Here is a 15,548-nt window from a genome sequence, read left to right as displayed (position 1 = left end):
GTGGTGCCGGGGCGCGCGGTGGCTGCGTGCCCCCCGACGGCGCTGTGGGCGCCGCCGCCGGCAGCCGCGGTGTTTCTCCCGCGGGCGCGCCCCCGGGAGGCGCCGAAGTGCCTCCACCGCTCGGAGCCGAAGCACCGCCGCCAGGAGCCGGAGCGCCGCCGGCGGCGGGTGACCCTGCCGCGGGAGCCGGCACGGCGTGCCCGGCCGCGTCGAGGGCCGGCAGCGCGAGCCGCATGCCCGGGTTGATCAGATCCGGGTCGGCGAGGCGGTGACCAGCGGGATCGGCCGCGCCGTCGTTGGCGGCGAAGACGGTGTCGACGGCGGTGGGCAGCTGAGCGAGGACCGCGTCGGGGTAGCCGTCCTCGACGATCGACCAGAGCGACTCGCCCCGCTGGACGGTATGACTTTCGGCCGTGGGGACCAGCGCGGCCGGCGGCCCGTCGCTCCCGGCGACGCCCGAGGCGTCCGCGCCATGGGGATCGTTCGGGTCGTCCGCGTCGGCCTGACCGGTGGCGCTCCCGCCGGCGCCGGCGGCGGCGGGGCTGTCGGGGCCGGCCGGGCTGTCGGCGTCGTGGTTCGTGGGGATGGTGGTGTCGGCTGGGCCTGCGGTCGCGGTCGCGACGGTGGCCGGGCGCGGGTCTGGCGCCGTGGCGGCGAGCGCGGCGCGGCCGGACATCATCGCCGCGACCACGACGCCGGCGGTGGTGACGAGGCGGGCGGTGCCCCGTCGGACGATCCGTGGCGCAGGTGTCGGCGCGGGCCGCCGCCCGCCCGGTGCCGCGTCGGCGGCTCGCGCGGCCGCGCCGGCCGGCGCCGGCCCACCGGCTGGTCCGTCGCTCGGACCGCGATGCGTGCCGCGAGGCCTGCTGGCCGGCGCGCCGGGCACGGACCGCTCATCGGCTCCGGCCCCTCCGCTGGACCCGCCAGGCCAGGCAACCCGATCCCGCCCGGCAGCCCGGCCGCGCTGGGCCGCGATCTCGAAGCCGACACAGACGACGAGCCAGGCCCACAGCAGCCAGCTCACCGCGGCGACGACATCCCAACCGGCGTATGGCTGGCCCGCCATGGGCAGCGGGTTGGCGCGCCAGGCCCACAGCACGACGGGGACGACGACCAGGAGCGCGACGAGCGACGCGAGCGCGGCCAGCCCACGCAGGATCTCGGCCACATCGGACCAGCCGGCGAGCACGCGGCCACCGGCCCGTGCGCGGCGGCCTCGCTCCCCGCCGCTCCCCGTCGGTCCCTTGCCGGTCAGGCCACCGCTTGGCAGGCCACCGCTTGGCTTGCCATCGCCTGTCCGGCGGCCAGTGCCGGCCGGGCCGAGGCCGACGGCGCCGGCGACCTCACCGGCGCCGTTGTCGCGGCCCGCCCGGGCGTCCCAGTACCTGCGGTCGCTCACGCCTCGCGCGGCCCGCGACGACCCGCGGGTGCCTCCTCGGCCGGTCGCCAGCTCGGCGGGATCGGGTTGGCCGCGTCGCGCGGTGCGTGGCGTGGCCGTCGCCACGGGCCGCTTCACGCGGCCGGGCGGCGGGGACGGCGGTGAAAGCCGGGACGCATGGGCCCTCCCAGTAAGGCATGGCACAGACGCCTCGGTGCTGGGCGCGGGATCCCACCGGAGGTGGTGGCGAGCGCGGTGAGCTGACATCTCAGCCCGGATGGCTCGTCGCGGACGGCGGAATGACGCGGCCACGCGACCGACGCGAATGCCGATCGCCTCTCGAGTGTTGGCTACCTGGCAGAGCTCGTCGGGCCGGCGCTGTCCGGACAGTCCGGCGGAATCGCTGACAAAGAGGTGTTACCACACAAAGTACTGGGTGAGTAGTCACGTCCGGCATCCTGTGGATACCGCTCACCGCGGTTCACACTGGTCGCGCGCACTGCCGGCCGTGACCGTCGTTTGATCGGCGCACCCACGAACACCGGCCACTCTCCGCCAATTCTCCTGGTTTCGGGTGGACCGGCGGGCGTCCGACCCGGCTGTCAGCCCCGGCACGCACGGGCCAGGCCGGGCTGATACGGACCCGTCAGGCGCGGCCCTTGCCGTAGAAGGCCTCGGTCACGTAAGGGAGCTGGACGCGGCCGTCCTTCACGTGCTTGGCGCACAGCGCGCGAACCTGACGGAGAAAGAGCGGCCCGGCGGCGGCGATGGCGCGTTGGCCCTGCGTCGACGAGGAGCTCATGGCGACGAACTCGTTGATCGTGAGCGGCTGTCGCCACTCCGTCGCCCGACGTTCCACCTCGTCGAAGTGAGCCGACAGCTCCGTCTCGACATCGATGGGCTTAAAGGCGCGGCTACGGCTATGGAAGGGCGAGATTTCCTCGAGAAGGTTCTCGTACTCCGCGGCGAGCCCTCCGACCTGGTAGTCGAGACTGTTCTGGACGACCATGCACACCCCGCCGGGCCGCAGCGCTCGCGCGGCGGCGGACAGGAATGCCGGCCGGTCCATCCACTGGTACGACTGGGCGGACACGACGAAGTCGATGCCGGTGAACCGATCGAGGAACTCCTCGGCCTTGCCCTGTTCCCACGCCACCTGGGGGAACTTCTCTCTACCAATGTTGATCATGTCGCCGGACACGTCGACCGCATGCACCTCCGCGTCGGCGGAAAGCTGTGGGAGCAGCGCCTCCAGGGCGATCCCGGTCCCCGCGCCCACGTCCACAACCGTCGGCCGGGCACCCGCTGGCAGCAGCGTGACGGCGTGAGCGAACAGCTCGACCGGGTACCGGGGCCGGGTTCGCTCGTAGCTGTCAGTGGGTCCGTCGAGCTTCGTGGGGGGAGTAGCCATAGCCCCATGATCCTCGCGCCCGCCGCCGACCACCGAGTCGGGGCGGCCCGCGGTCGTCCTGGTGACCTCGCGTAGAAGGGCAGTCGCGGTTGGAGAGTGACCTGCGTCTCGTGGCTGCCGCGCCGCGGGCTCGCATCACACCTGACCTGGGCCCTCGGATTGCCGTTACCGAAGGTGACAACCCGCCACGGTACAGGTATCGACACTTCCGTTGCATTAGGGCACTATCGAGTGCATGCCGGCCGGGCCGGCGCGGATCCCCCCGTACCGCGCCGACCGACCGGCATCTTTGCGTTCCGCGTCCATATCCATGGATCCATTGCGTGCCGCCCCTGTGGGGGTGTGAAGGCCCGTGGCAGGTGGCAGGTGGCCTGGTGGCCTGGTGGCCTGGTGGCGTCAACCTTGAGTTGACGATCCAGCATCGTCAACCTACAGTTGACGCATGGCGGAACCAGTGCAGATGACGGCTCCTGTGCGGCTCGACGATCTGATCGAGACGATCAAGAAGGTGCACTCGAGCCCCCTCGACCAACTCACCGACGCGGTTATCGCGGCCGATCACCTCGGCGACGTCGCTGACCACCTGATCGGGCACTTCGTCGACCAGGCGCGCCGTTCCGGCGCCTCCTGGACGGAGATCGGCCGGAGCATGGGTGTCAGCAAGCAGGCCGCGCAGAAGCGCTTCGTGCCGAAGGACCCCGGCGAACCGTCGGACCTCGACCCGAACCAGGGCTTCGCCCGCTACACCCCGCGGGCCCGCAACGTCGTGATCGCCTCCCAGAACGAGGCGATCGCGGCCGGCAACGACCAGATCATTCCGGCGCACCTCGTGCTCGGCCTGCTGGCCGAACCGGCGGCCATCGCCGCGAAGGTGATCGTCGCGTCCGGCGTCTCGCTGGACGCGGTCCGCGCCGCCGCCACGGCGGCGCTGCCGTCACGTGTCGAGCCGACACCGGCCGGGGGAACGGGCGCCCCGGTGAAGCTCATCCCGTTCGACGGTCGGGCCAAGAAGGCGCTGACGCTGACCTTCCGCGAGGCGCTGCGCCTCGGCCACAACTACATCGGCACCGAGCACATCCTGCTCGCCCTGCTCGAGTTGGAGGACCTGGAGGAAGGCAAGCCGCTGCTCGGCGATCTGGGCATCTCCAAGGCCGCCTCCGAGCGGCACATCGCGGATTTCCTCGCCCAGGTGGTCGCCGCGGCCCAGGCGGCCGGTCCGGACGGTGACACCGGCGCTGACTGAGCGTCGGCTGTGCGAGTCTGATCCGGTGACGGACTGGCTGGCGGTGCCGGACGGGACCATGCTTCTGACGGCCGGGCGGCTCCGGCTGGTCGAGGTCGAGGCGCCGCGACTGTCGGCCGACGAGCAGGAGCTCACCGATCGCGCCTGGGACGACGCCGTCCAGGCCAAGCCGAGCATGTTCGACGGGCCGGTGGCCGCGTCCGGCGGGCTCGGGTGGGAGGGTCCCGACAGCCTGGTGCTCGCCTGGGTCCGGACCACGTACCGGCGCTACGTGCCGCGCGGGGTTCCCGGCGCCACCTGCTGGCTTCCACACCTGTACGTCAGCGTCCTACAGCCGACGGACGACGGCCGGCTGCTGGTCGGGCGGATGGCGTCGTGGACGTCCGCTCCCGGCCGCTGGCAGCTGCCAAGCGGTACGGGTGAGCCACCGAAGGCCGAGGACGATCCCCTGGACGTCGATGGCCTTCGCTCGCTCGCGGCCCGGGAACTGTGGGAGGAGACCGGAACCGAAGCGGCGCCCGCGGACCTCGGTCTCCAGTGCCTCATGCTCAGCTCCCAGAGCGACGTCGGCGTCCTGTTCCGCGCCCCGCCCAGGCCCGTCACGTCGCTGCGCGACCAGTACGCGTCCCTGGTCCGGACCGAGCGGGCGCGCGGCCACGACCCGGAGCTCGACCAGATCGCCTTCGTCTCCATACCCGGCGACCTGGCCACCCTCGGCGGCCCGGTCGCCGACTACCTGGCCCCCGTCCTCGACGAGTACCACCAGCGGAGCCAGCACGGGTCCGGCCCGGCCGGCCCGGCCGGTCCGTAGCCGGTGCGTTGGATCGGCGTCGGTACCTGATGGACCGGTGTCGGTGCCTGATGCCCGCATCCGGCCCGGTCCCACCACCTGCGGCGCGGCACCGGAGCCGATGGGCCAGGATGGGTGGGTGGACGATCCGAGGGCGTTGACGGCGGCGTTGGCGCGGGCCGGGATTCGGGAGGTCGACGTCTCGGCGCGGCGGCGGGCCGAGTACTCGTCGGACGCGTCGAACTACCGGGTCGTGCCCGCGGCGGTGGTGTTCCCGCACGATGCCGACGAGGTCGCGGCGGCGCTGGCGGCGGCCCGCGCGGCCGGGGTGCCGCTGACCGCGCGCGGCGGAGGTACGTCGATCGTGGGCAACGCGGTCGGCTCGGGGCTTGTCCTGGACTTCTCCCGGCACCTGAACCGGGTGCTCGCCGTCGACCCGGAGACCAGGACGGCGCGCGTCCAGCCGGGCGCGATCCTCGACGAGATCACCGCGGCCGCTGCGGCGGACCGGCTGCGGTTCGGCCCGGACCCGTCGACGCACGCCCGCGCGACGATCGGCGGCGCGATCGGCAACAACGCCTGCGGCGCGCGGGCGATGCGCTACGGCCGTACCGCCGACAACGTCGTCACGCTCGACCTGCTGACGGCTGGCGGCGACCGGCTCACGGCCCGGGCCTTCGGCCGCGAGGGTCTCGGCGGCGCCGGGCCGATCGGCAAGGCCCTCGACCAGGTCGTGACCGCCAACCTCGGGTCGATCCGCACCGAGTTCGGCCGGTTCACCCGCCAGGTGTCCGGTTACTCGCTGGAGCACCTGCTCCCGGAGAACGGAGCCGACCTCGCCCGGTTCCTCGTCGGAACCGAGGGCACCCTCGGGATGGTCGTCGAGGCCACGGTCCGGCTGGTCGAGGCGCCGGTGGCGGTCGCGCTCGCCGTGCTCGGCTACGAGGACATGCCCACCGCGGCGGAGGCGACCGGCGCCCTGCGGCCGCACGCGCCGGTCGCGCTGGAGGGGATAGACGCGCGGCTGGTCGAGGTGGTTCGCACCCGCCGTGGCCCGGCGGCCGTGCCCGATCTGCCGCGCGGAGGTGGCTGGCTGTTCGTCGAGACCGCGGGTGCCACCCAGGCGGAGGCGGTCGACGCCGCCCGCCGGCTCGCCGCGGACGCCGGCTGCCTGGAGTCGGCCGTGGTCACCGGCCCGGCGGCCCGCGCGCTGTGGCGGATCCGCGAGGACGGGGCCGGGCTTGGCGGGCGCACCCCGGCCGGGGCACCCGCCTGGCCGGGCTGGGAGGACGCGGCCGTCCCGCCCGACCGGCTCGGGACCTACCTGCGGGAGTTCGCTGCGCTTCTGGCCGAGCACCGGCTGGACGGGCTGATGTACGGGCATTTCGGCGACGGCTGCGTGCACGCCCGGATCGACTTTCCGTTCGCCTACGGCCGCGACCCGAAGCCGTTCCGGGAGTTCATGGTCGCCGGAGCGCAGCTCGTCGCGCGGCACGGCGGATCGGTGTCCGGCGAGCACGGCGACGGCCGCGCGCGCGGCGAGCTGCTCGGCTACATGTACTCCCCGGCGGCGATCGCCGCCTTCGGGGCTGTCAAGCACGCCTTCGACCCGGACAACGTCCTCAACCCGGGGATCCTCGTCGACCCGCGGCCGCTCGACGCCGACCTGCGCGTTCCGCAGGCTCGGCCGCTGCGGCGCGGCCTGGCCTTCGCCTACCCGGAGGACGGCGGCGACCTGACGACGGCGCTACACCGTTGCGTTGGCATGGGCCGCTGCCGCGCGGACAACACCGCGGTCGGCGGCGTCATGTGCCCGTCGTTCCTCGCCACCCGGGACGAGAAGGACTCCACCCGTGGACGGGCGCGGGTGCTGCAGGAGGTCGCGAACGGCACCCTGGTGCGGGGGTTCCGGTCGAAGGAGGTCGAGGAGTCCCTCGACCTGTGCCTGTCGTGCCGGGGTTGCGCCACCGACTGCCCGACCGGCGTCGACATGGCCACCTACAAGGCCGAGGCGCTCTACCAGAAGTACCGCCACCGGCCGCGGCCGGCGTCCCACTACAGCCTCGGCTGGCTGCCACGGGCCGCCCGCGCGGCAGCCCGCGCGCCTCGCCTGGCGAACGCGACGCTGCGCCGCCCGGTCACGGCCCGGCTGGCCAAACGCCTCGGCGGCATCGACCAGCGCCGCGACCTTCCCGAGTTCGCCACCCAGACCTTCCGCCGATGGTTCGCCCAGCGTCCCGGCCCGGACGCCTCCGCAGCCTCCGCCTCCGCGCCTGCCCCGACCGGCGATGCGGGCGTGGCAGGGGCGGGCGCGCGCGAACCGGTGGTTCTGTGGGTCGACACGTTCACCGAGCACTTCAGCCCCGAGATCGGCCAGGCGGCGGTGCGGGTGCTGGAATCGGCCGGCTACGAGGTCCGCATTCCCGACCGACCGGTCTGCTGCGGCCTGACCTGGATCTCCACCGGGCAGCTCGACACCGCTCGGCGGAAGCTCCGCCGCACCGTCGACGCGCTCGCCCCAACCGTCGACGCCGGCATCCCGGTCATCGGCCTGGAACCGTCCTGCACCGCCGTGCTGCGCCGCGACCTCGTGGAACTCCTCCCGGACGACCCCCGCGCCACCCGGGTCGCCGAGGCGACCCGAACCCTGGCCGAACTGCTGTCCGCCACTCCCGGCTGGACCCCGCCACGCCTCGACGGCGTCCAGGCGGTGGCCCAGCCGCACTGCCACCACCACGCCATCCTCGACTGGGCTCCCGACGCGGCCCTGCTCGCCGCCGCCGGCGCCGAGGTCAGGGCCGTGGGCGGCTGCTGCGGCCTCGCCGGCAACTTCGGTGTCGAGAAGGGCCACTACGACGTGTCCGTCGCCGTCGCCGAGACCGCCCTGCTCCCGGCCGTCCGCGCGGCCGCCCCGGGCAGCGTCGTCCTGGCCGACGGCTTCTCCTGCCGGACCCAGCTGGCTCAGCTCGCCGGCACGGACAGCCTGCACCTGGCCGAGCTTCTCGACCGCCCGCCGGGCGCAGGCGCCCAGGAGGCCGATCTCCCCGACTAACCGGCGGGTACCTCGTCAGCGGCCGCTACCTCGTCACCCGCGCCGAACAGGGTGGGAGCGAGCGGGAGCAGCTCGGCGAGCGTCGCAAGGACGGTCGGCGCGCCGGCGTCCCTGAGTTCCTGGACGGAGAAGGCGCCGCTGGCGACGGCGACGATCTGGGCGCCGGTGGTGAGCGCGGCGGTGACGTCGTTCGGCGTGTCGCCGACCAGCAGGATCTCGGGCGGGTCGAGCGAGCGGCCGAAGTGGGTGGCCGCCCGGTCGCGGGCGAACGCGACGAGGGCCGGCCGGTCACGATGGTCGTCGCCGTAGGCGCCGAGCCGGAGGTCGACGTAGGGGTCCAGCCCGAATGCCCGGACCTTGATCTCGGCGACGGCGCGGGTGTTGCCGGTCAGCACGCTCTGGCGGACGGTGGACAGACCCGTCAGGGCGGTGAGCGCCTCCAGGGCGCCGGGCAGCACCCGCCCGCGCTCGGCGAGCTCGGCGCGCGCCGCGCCGAACCCCTCGGCCAACGCCGCGAGCATGTCGTACACCAGCTCCTCCGAGGGGACCAGCCCGTGGCTCGTAAGGGTGCTGTGGACGGTGTCCAGCTCCGTGTTGCCGTGCTGCAGCGCGGCCAGCTCCCGCAGCGCCACCCCGGTGATCCGGCTGAAAACCCGCTCGTAGACGAGCCGTCCCATGCCTCGTGTGTCGATCAGCGTCTGGTCGATATCCCACAGGACAAGACGGACGGGCACGTCGCCATCGTCGCACACCCGCGGACCGCCGACCGCGCCGAAAACCGCGCGACCGAGCCGATCACGCCGCCCCAGCCGCCCCAGCCGCCCCAGCCGCCCCAGCCGGCCCGGTCCCGGCCCGGACTCCGGTACGTCTACCGGGGACGGCCGGCGGGGTGCGCCGCCCAGGCGGGGAGCGGGCCGATGCGGGGTGCGTCGTCCGCGGGCCGGGCCCCTGGGCCGCCGGCGCTCAGGAGGATCTGTCCGTGGCGGCGATGCCCACGAGGCCGCCTATGACGGTGCCGATGACGACCGGGAACCCGTCGGGCACCGCCTTGTCCATCAGGACCATCGCGATCCAGCCGCCGAGCGAGCCCAGCATGGCGACGCCGAGAAGGCACAGGACGAGATAGCGGGGCGCGCTGAACCACCGCTGCGAACCCGCGGGTGCCACCACGCTGGGGCGGGGGGCGGGGGGCGCCTTCGGTCTGGGCAGGGCGCCGGTGGTCGTCGCCGAGCTGGGACGGGAACCGGGTGATGTCTCGGTCTCATCTGTCGACATGGGTCCTCCTCGCGGCAGGTCACGTGCGGACCGGCGCGCCAGCCGCGGCCCAGGGACAATCCGTGCGCTATCGACCTACCCCAGCCGAGATCGGAAAAAGCGTATCCGGTCGGGCGTCGCCGCCGGATCCGGGGACAACGAGAAATCCCCAGCCGGCGATGACGGCTGGGGATTCTCCTGATGCGGCCGGCCCGGAGCCGGTCCCGGGCTCGGCCCGGGACCGGTCAGCGGGCCTCGAGACCGGCCACGTGGAACTGGGTGCAGAACTGCGTGCCGAAGTCGGGGCCGAACTAGTCGACCGCGACCACCTGACGGGCGGGCGCGCTTGGCTCGGTGGCCGCGGCGTCGGGGGTGGCCGCGCCGTGGGCGGGCCTCGCGGGATGGCGTGGCAGGAGGAGGCTGGAGACGAAGCCGACGGCGGACAGGCCGATGATCCACCAGAAGGTCGCGCCGAAGGCGGCACCCACCTTGTCGGCGATGGCCTCGGGCAGCTTCTGCGCGGACGACGCGGCGAGCGCCCCATCCCCGCCGGCGAGGCTCGGCAGCCGGCTGGCGATGCCGCGCTGCAGTTCGACGGCGACCAGCGCGGTCGCGAGCGAGCCGCCGACCCGCTGCAGGATGTTCAGCGTCGTGGACGCCTTGGGCACATCCGTCGGCGCGAGCGTCTGGTACGCGGCGCCCATCGCCGGCATCATCGCCGCGCCGAAACCGAGGCCGCGCACGAACAGGGACAGCGCCAGCACGACCTCGTTGGTGTGCGCGTCGACCTGGGTGAACACCAGGGTGCCGAGCAGCGTCACCGCCATGCCGACGGGGACGACGTAGCCGGGCCCTCGGCGGTCGGAGATCTTCCCTGCGAGCGGCATGGCGATCATCGCGCCGAGGCCCTGAGGCGCGAGCAGCAGGCCGGCGGCCATCGCGCTCTGCCCACGGGCGACCTGGTAGTACAGGGGCAGCAGGAACATCGCGCCGAACAGCATGGCGCCGATGACGAAAGTGGCGATGCTCGCGACGCTGAACGACCGGTTGCGGAACATCTTCATGTCGAGCAGCGGGTCGGCCCGGCGCACGGCGTGCACGACGAACCCGGCGAGCAGGACGACGCCGAGCGGGATCGCGACCTGCACCTTCGTCGCGCCGAAGCCGCCGCTGTTGCCGGCCTCGGACAGGCCGTAGACGAGTGCCGCGAGCCCAGGTGAGATCAGGGCGAGCCCGGGGACGTCAAGCCGGTGGTGCGATGCCCCGTGGTCGCTGCGCTCCAGCACCCGCCAGGACAGGAACAGCGCGAGAACGCCGATCGGCAGGTTCACGTAGAAGATCCAGCGCCAGCTCAGGTTGTCGACGATCAGACCGCCGATGACGGGGCCGAGCACCGGGGCGATCAGCGTCGGGACGCCGATGATGCTCATCACCCGGCCCATGCGCTGCGGGCCGGCTGCCTGGGCGAGCAGGGTCATACAGATTGGCATGATCATGCCGCCGCCGAGGCCCTGTAGCACCCGGAAGAGGACCAGCACCGGCGCCGACCAGGCCAGGCCGCACAGCGCGCTGCCGATCACGAACAGGGCCAGCGAGATGTTCCACATTCTGAAGGCGCCGAACCGTTCGACCGCCCAGCCGGCCAGCGGGATGACCACCGCCAGCGCGAGCAGATAGCCCGTGGTGACCCAGGAGATCGTGGACAGCGACGTGTCGAACTCGCTACCAAGGTCGTGGATGGCCACCGAGACGATCGTGGTGTCGAGGATCACCATGATCGCGCCGAGCATGACGGTGCCGGCGAGGCGAAGCAGGGCCGGGTCGAGCTTGTCCGTGTCCGGTCCTGGCGCGGTGTTGGCCGGCGGCGGGGCCTCGGTGGGTTGGTCGGGCACGATGATCTCCCGGGAAGAGAGCGGCAGACGCGGGGAGGTCGGTCGCGCCGCCGATCACCCTCGGTCGGTTGCGCCGACCTGGGAGGACCACGGACGCGGCCCCTCCGGCGAGCGGACGGGACGGAACGATGCTGTCGTCGCCCAGCATGGGGTCGATCGTTGAGTGGTGTCAAACATATTGTTGCAACAATGACCGGATCGTGGCGGCAGCCGCTACCATCAAGACATGATCGAGGCCGCTGGGCAGACTGGCGGGGAGGCGGCGCTCACTCGGGAGACGACGCTCGCCCGGGAGACCTGGCGCGCCATGCTGGCGCTGACCATGGGCGGCGAGGCGCATACCCGGATGCATGACGTCTGCCAGGCGGTAGACCTAACTCCGGCGGCGATGAAGATCCTCATGGTGCTGGCGTCCGGGCCGCGCCCCATGCGCGAGCTGATCGAGACGTTTCGGCACGACCCGTCGTACCTGACCAGCGTGGTGGACGTCATGGAGCGCCGCGGCGTCGCCCGCCGCGAGCCGCACCCGACCGACCGGCGGGCCAAGACCGTCGCGATAACGGAGCAGGGCCATCAGGTCCTGGCCCAGGCCCTCGAGATCCTCACCGTCCCGCCGCGCTCGCTGGGTGTGCTCTCGCCGGCCGAGCAGGAGCAGTTGCTGGCTCTCCTCATGCGCGTCCTTGCCGCCGAACCCGCCGTTCCAGAGGCGATGCGCCCCCGCGTCCCAGCCAGCTTCATCCAGCCCGCCTGACGTCCGGTCCCGTCCAAGCCCAGCCGGCCGGGTACCCGGTGATAGCCGGCTCCCGCGGAGGGGCCTTCATGGGCGGGGGCAGCGTGGTGCCCCATCGTCGTGCCTCCACGAGTTCCACTCGGTGGCTCGCCCACCACGCCAAGTACGTACGGTGACTGTCCCCACACGGCTGAGTCGGCTCCTGCCGGCCCATTGCAGCCCGCCGGTGTGATTGCCTGGGCCGCACCGCACACCCTCTGCATCCCTCCTCCGACCGTCCCACCTTCCAAACCGGAATCGTGTCAGTTGAACGAGCCAATAGACTCCCCCATCCAACACACTCCGCCGCACTGCTATCGATGTGTGTTGGATGGGTGAGCCTATTGGCTGGGTGAGCTGCCACGGTTCGTGTCAAGTCGGGTCCCGCGAGCGCGGATAGAGCCGGAGCCGGTATCGGGGCAGAGTTGGCGCATGCAGATCGAGCTTCGAGACTGGGAAAACGCGCGGTGGGGTGCCCTCGTCCGCGCACAGGCGGCGGCATTCACTGTCGAGCAGGCGAAACGGCACGGTATACCTGACTACCGGGTGAGGGCGCAGGTGGCGGCGCAACGGTGGCAGCGGGTGTACCCGAGGGTCTATGCCGCCTACAACGGGCCGTTGACGGCTGAGACCCGGTTGTGGGCCGCGCTTCTGTATGCCGGGCCTGAGGCGGTTCTCTGCCGGGAGAGCGCGGCGCACAGCTGGGGTCTCCAGGACGAGCCGCCCCGCATCATCCATGTGCTCGTCACCGGGCCAATGAAGCTTACCGCGGCTGAAGGAGTCGATATCCACCGCACCCGCCGGCCGTTGACGGGTGGGGACATCTATCGCTCCGATGGGCCGCCGCGTACCTCTGTCGAGCGCACAGTTCTTGACCTCGCCGAGCAGTTCGACGACTTGGAGGCCGTCTGTGAACTGGTCGCGAAGGCGGTGCGTAGCCGCATTACGACCGGCGCTCAGCTGAATCAGGCACTGGAACGCCGTAGTCATGCCCGGCATCGCAAACTACTGCGAGAATGCTGCCTGCTAGCGGCCGATGGTGCGCACTCATTGCTGGAGATGCGGCATGCGCGGCTGTGTCGGCGCCACGGCTTGCCGGAGCCGGCTCGGCAGGTCCCCTTCCAGGGGCAGAGCGGCAGGTACAGGTTTGACGGCTTCTATGAGCATGAACGGCTTGTCGTCGAGCTGGACGGATGGAAGTTTCATGGGCACCAGGAGGCATGGTCAAAGGGCCAGCTACGCGATTTTGACATCAAGCTCGACCATCTTGAAATCCTCCACCTCCCAGGCTCGTTGGTACTCGCCAACCCCTGCGAGGCCGCCCGCCGACAGGCCGCCGCGCTCCACCTGCGTGGCTGGACCGGGAGCTTCCGCCCATGCCGGGTCTGCGCGTGAATCCGGCGCTGACGTGCCGAAAGCGCCGCTTGGCGCGCAGGCGGGACGTTACGCCCGGCGACTCGAGATCAACGGGGTGAGGTCGTGATCAACAGGGTGTGGCCAGGTTCGAAGAGGTGCGGTCAGGTTCGAGGCCGCGTGGTCGCGCAGGGGCGGGTTCGAGGTCCGTCCCGGCGTGAAATCCGACCCGAAGCCCAACCGCCGCCTCGCCCACCGGCCACCTCCATCGATCCGGCCGCACCCCGGCCCGCGTGCGACGCGCCCGCGAACCGGGGCACGGAACGTGGCCTTCTGGTTCAGGGACCAGCCGGTGTGCTGGGCCATCCGGGCAGAAGGCCGAGGTCACGGCAGACCTGCTGGGCCTCGATGGTGCGGCCGTCCCTGGTCGACCGGAAGACGGCCGGCTCGTCCTCCATGGCCGCCTCCGCGGTCTCGGGATTGGCCACCAGCCAGGCGACGACCGCGCCGACCACGTCGGGCGGGGCGGCGCCGGACGCGTCGAAGCCGAAGGTGCCCATGTCCTGCGCCATCCGCTCGGTGGCGACGAACCCGGGCTGGACGTTGAAGGCCCGCACCCCGCGGCCGGCCGTCTCCAGATGCAGGATGCCGGCCACGCGATGCAGGGCCGCCTTGCTCAGGCCGTAGCCAAGCCCCCAGCCGCCGGCGCCCGCGGCGGCCGGCGGGTCGTGGTAACCCGCGCCGGAGGTGATGTTCACGATGCAGCCGGACCCGCGCTCGAGCATGCCGGGCAGCACCTTCTTGATGAGCGCCAGGGGAGCCATGACGTTCGCCTCGAGGTGCAGCTCCAGCAGGTCGAGCGGGGTCTCCTCCAGGTGGTCCATGTGGCCGGGGCCGATGTAGCGGCCGTTGTTGACCAGGACGTCGATGCGGCCCCATTCCGCCAGCACGGCGTCGGCGGCGGCGAAGACCGAGGAACGGTCGGTCAGGTCGGCGGGGACGGTGAGTGCCCGCGTGCCCTCCGCCTCCACGAGCAGGGCGGTCGAGGACAGCGACCCGGGAAGGGGGCTGGTGTCGGAGCGACGCAGGGTCGACGAGTGCTCGCGCCCTTCGCCTTCCTTGACGGTCCGGGCGGTGACCGCGACGTCATAGCCGGTCCTGGCCAGGTGCACGGCGATCGCCTTGCCGATGCCGCGGCTGGCGCCGGTGACCAGAGCTGTCGGCACCGGTCAGCCCTCGGCGTCGAGGACGGCGGTGAGGGAGTCGTGGTCGGCGACCGCGGTGCCGATCCGGGCGAGCAGCACGGTGGTGATCTCCGGCTTGACCTTGAGAGTGATCCCCCAGAGGTAGAAGCCCTCGACGATGCCCTGGCGATAGCCGGTCCAGGCGTCGTCGAGCGACGGGGCGTCGACGCCTCCGGCGCGCAACTCGTCGAGGTAGTGCTGGAGCAGGTCGCGTTCGTGGCCGCGGCGGTCCTCGACGGTCAGCGCGGACGCGATGTGGTAGCCGACGTCGACCCACCACGGGCCGCGCTGCGCGAGCTGCCAGTCGACGAACGACGGCCGGCCCCGCGCGTCGAGGTAGACGTTCCCGACGTGCGGGTCGCCGTGCACGATGCACCACGGATCGGCGGCCGCGACCAGGGCGGCGAACCGCCGGTAGGCGTCGACGAGCCGCTGGGCGTCGCGGACCTCTGCCGGGACGCCGGCGCCGATCGGGCCGGTGAAGTTCCCGTTGATCTCCTTGAAGCCGCGGTGCCGCAGATGGCCATCGAGGCGGGGCGCGAGCCAGCCGACGTCGGCGAGCGCCGGGGCGTTCCAGGTCGAGGAGTGCAGCTTGGCCAGCTGGGAGAGGCTGACCGCTGCCTGGTCGGGGGTGTACGGGGCGAGCGCGTCGAGGAAGGTCGCGCCTTCGGCGACGATGTCCCGGGTGATGATCACGCCGCCGCCGTGCTGCGGGTGGACGTCGGCGTAGACGGCGTTCAGCGTGCGGACCCCGGTGGAGTCGACGAGATCCCGGTAGAAGTACGCCTCGTGCTCGCCGGTGCCGTGCACGAGCTCGCCGGCCGGGGTGAAGAAGCCCTTGACGCAGAGCTTCAGCGGCGCCTGGTCCTCGCCCAGGCCGTCGCAGTCGACGTCGAAGCGGAGATTGGTCGCGACCCGGGCGACGATGGGGCCGCGACTGGCCCCGTGGACCCGGATGTTCGGGTACTGCTTGCTGAGGATCTCCGTCAGCCAGGCGGGGGAGAGCGCCTCGTCGAGGGTGTCGGGAAACCGCGGCGCGACCGTGCTCATAAGGCGGCCTCGGGGGCGGTGGTGCGGCCAATGCGGCCGAGCGCCGCGCACGGTGTAGGCGCGGTCTCCGTCGGGACCTGCGGGAGCATGTCTCCTCCTTGGGCGCGAGGTG

Annotated in this window: 12 protein-coding genes; 5 read left to right on the top strand and 7 right to left on the bottom strand. The window is 72.4% G+C overall.

Going from position 1 to position 15,548, the window contains the following annotated elements:
* On the bottom strand, nt 1–1,399 hold a 1,399-nt coding region (locus tag FRCN3DRAFT_RS55350; RefSeq protein WP_198536038.1), incomplete at its 3' end, for a LysM peptidoglycan-binding domain-containing protein.
* Nucleotides 1,400–2,024: 625 nt separating this feature from the next.
* On the bottom strand, nt 2,025–2,789 hold the full coding sequence (locus FRCN3DRAFT_RS0225865) for a class I SAM-dependent methyltransferase (RefSeq protein WP_007517538.1): 765 nt from the start codon (nt 2,787–2,789) through the stop codon (nt 2,025–2,027).
* Between the two features lie 442 nt (nt 2,790–3,231).
* On the opposite strand from FRCN3DRAFT_RS0225865, the gene FRCN3DRAFT_RS0225860 reads away from it, so the two are divergent.
* The 3 genes from FRCN3DRAFT_RS0225860 to FRCN3DRAFT_RS0225850 all read left to right on the top strand — a co-directional run bounded on the left by FRCN3DRAFT_RS0225860 (nt 3,232) and on the right by FRCN3DRAFT_RS0225850 (nt 7,874).
* On the top strand, nt 3,232–4,032 hold the full coding sequence (locus FRCN3DRAFT_RS0225860) for a Clp protease N-terminal domain-containing protein (protein ID WP_035925207.1): 801 nt from the start codon (nt 3,232–3,234) through the stop codon (nt 4,030–4,032).
* 25 nt (nt 4,033–4,057) lie between these two features.
* A complete protein-coding gene (locus FRCN3DRAFT_RS0225855; protein ID WP_007517541.1) occupies nt 4,058–4,843 on the top strand; it encodes an NUDIX hydrolase in 786 nt (261 codons plus the stop codon).
* A 118-nt stretch (nt 4,844–4,961) separates the two neighbouring features.
* Nucleotides 4,962–7,874 carry an FAD-binding and (Fe-S)-binding domain-containing protein gene (locus FRCN3DRAFT_RS0225850; RefSeq protein ID WP_007517543.1) on the top strand — a complete coding sequence of 971 codons (2,913 nt, stop codon included), beginning with the start codon at nt 4,962–4,964 and terminating at the stop codon, nt 7,872–7,874.
* On the opposite strand, the gene FRCN3DRAFT_RS0225845 is transcribed toward FRCN3DRAFT_RS0225850, so the two are convergent.
* From FRCN3DRAFT_RS0225845 to FRCN3DRAFT_RS0225835, 3 genes are all read right to left on the bottom strand, one after another.
* Nucleotides 7,871–8,608, bottom strand: coding sequence for an HAD family hydrolase (locus FRCN3DRAFT_RS0225845; RefSeq protein ID WP_051467154.1), 738 nt, complete (start codon nt 8,606–8,608; stop codon nt 7,871–7,873). The genes FRCN3DRAFT_RS0225850 and FRCN3DRAFT_RS0225845 overlap by 4 nt on opposite strands.
* A gap of 229 nt (nt 8,609–8,837) precedes the next feature.
* Nucleotides 8,838–9,149, bottom strand: a complete 312-nt coding sequence (locus tag FRCN3DRAFT_RS0225840; protein ID WP_007517547.1) for a hypothetical protein — start codon at nt 9,147–9,149, stop codon at nt 8,838–8,840.
* 290 nt (nt 9,150–9,439) lie between these two features.
* Nucleotides 9,440–11,020 carry a DHA2 family efflux MFS transporter permease subunit gene (locus FRCN3DRAFT_RS0225835; protein WP_007517548.1) on the bottom strand — a complete coding sequence of 527 codons (1,581 nt, stop codon included), beginning with the start codon at nt 11,018–11,020 and terminating at the stop codon, nt 9,440–9,442.
* A gap of 226 nt (nt 11,021–11,246) precedes the next feature.
* On the opposite strand from FRCN3DRAFT_RS0225835, the gene FRCN3DRAFT_RS0225830 reads away from it, so the two are divergent.
* Both FRCN3DRAFT_RS0225830 and FRCN3DRAFT_RS0225825 read left to right on the top strand, forming a co-directional pair.
* Complete coding sequence (locus tag FRCN3DRAFT_RS0225830; RefSeq protein WP_007517549.1) at nt 11,247–11,771, top strand: MarR family winged helix-turn-helix transcriptional regulator; 525 nt, start codon at nt 11,247–11,249, stop codon at nt 11,769–11,771.
* A gap of 450 nt (nt 11,772–12,221) precedes the next feature.
* Nucleotides 12,222–13,184: a PDDEXK family nuclease gene (locus tag FRCN3DRAFT_RS0225825; protein ID WP_007517551.1), complete on the top strand. Its 963-nt coding sequence runs from the start codon at nt 12,222–12,224 to the stop codon at nt 13,182–13,184.
* Nucleotides 13,185–13,480: 296 nt separating this feature from the next.
* Here FRCN3DRAFT_RS0225825 and FRCN3DRAFT_RS0225820 read toward each other — a convergent pair whose 3' ends face one another.
* Entirely contained in the window at nt 13,481–14,368 is an 888-nt protein-coding gene (locus FRCN3DRAFT_RS0225820; RefSeq protein WP_007517553.1) for an SDR family NAD(P)-dependent oxidoreductase, read from the bottom strand.
* Between the two features lie 3 nt (nt 14,369–14,371).
* Nucleotides 14,372–15,436, bottom strand: coding sequence for a phosphotransferase family protein (locus FRCN3DRAFT_RS0225815; RefSeq protein WP_007517554.1), 1,065 nt, complete (start codon nt 15,434–15,436; stop codon nt 14,372–14,374).
* Between the last annotated feature and the right edge of the window lie 112 nt (nt 15,437–15,548).

Origin of the sequence: Pseudofrankia saprophytica (assembly GCF_000235425.2) — a bacterium.
Taxonomy (GTDB): domain Bacteria; phylum Actinomycetota; class Actinomycetes; order Frankiales; family Frankiaceae; genus Pseudofrankia; species Pseudofrankia saprophytica.
The sequence above is the reverse complement of the archived record's forward strand: the minus strand, read 5'-3'. Positions and strand labels throughout refer to the sequence as shown.

What these genes read in the sequence shown, in the direction of transcription:
- FRCN3DRAFT_RS0225865 (WP_007517538.1), bottom strand. Translation starts at nt 2,789, where the DNA reads ATGGCTACTCCCCCCACGAAGCTCGACGGACCCACTGACAGCTACGAG.
- FRCN3DRAFT_RS0225860 (WP_035925207.1), top strand. Translation starts at nt 3,232, where the DNA reads ATGGCGGAACCAGTGCAGATGACGGCTCCTGTGCGGCTCGACGATCTG.
- FRCN3DRAFT_RS0225840 (WP_007517547.1), bottom strand. Translation starts at nt 9,149, where the DNA reads ATGTCGACAGATGAGACCGAGACATCACCCGGTTCCCGTCCCAGCTCG.
- FRCN3DRAFT_RS0225830 (WP_007517549.1), top strand. Translation starts at nt 11,247, where the DNA reads ATGATCGAGGCCGCTGGGCAGACTGGCGGGGAGGCGGCGCTCACTCGG.
- FRCN3DRAFT_RS0225825 (WP_007517551.1), top strand. Translation starts at nt 12,222, where the DNA reads ATGCAGATCGAGCTTCGAGACTGGGAAAACGCGCGGTGGGGTGCCCTC.
- FRCN3DRAFT_RS0225815 (WP_007517554.1), bottom strand. Translation starts at nt 15,436, where the DNA reads ATGAGCACGGTCGCGCCGCGGTTTCCCGACACCCTCGACGAGGCGCTC.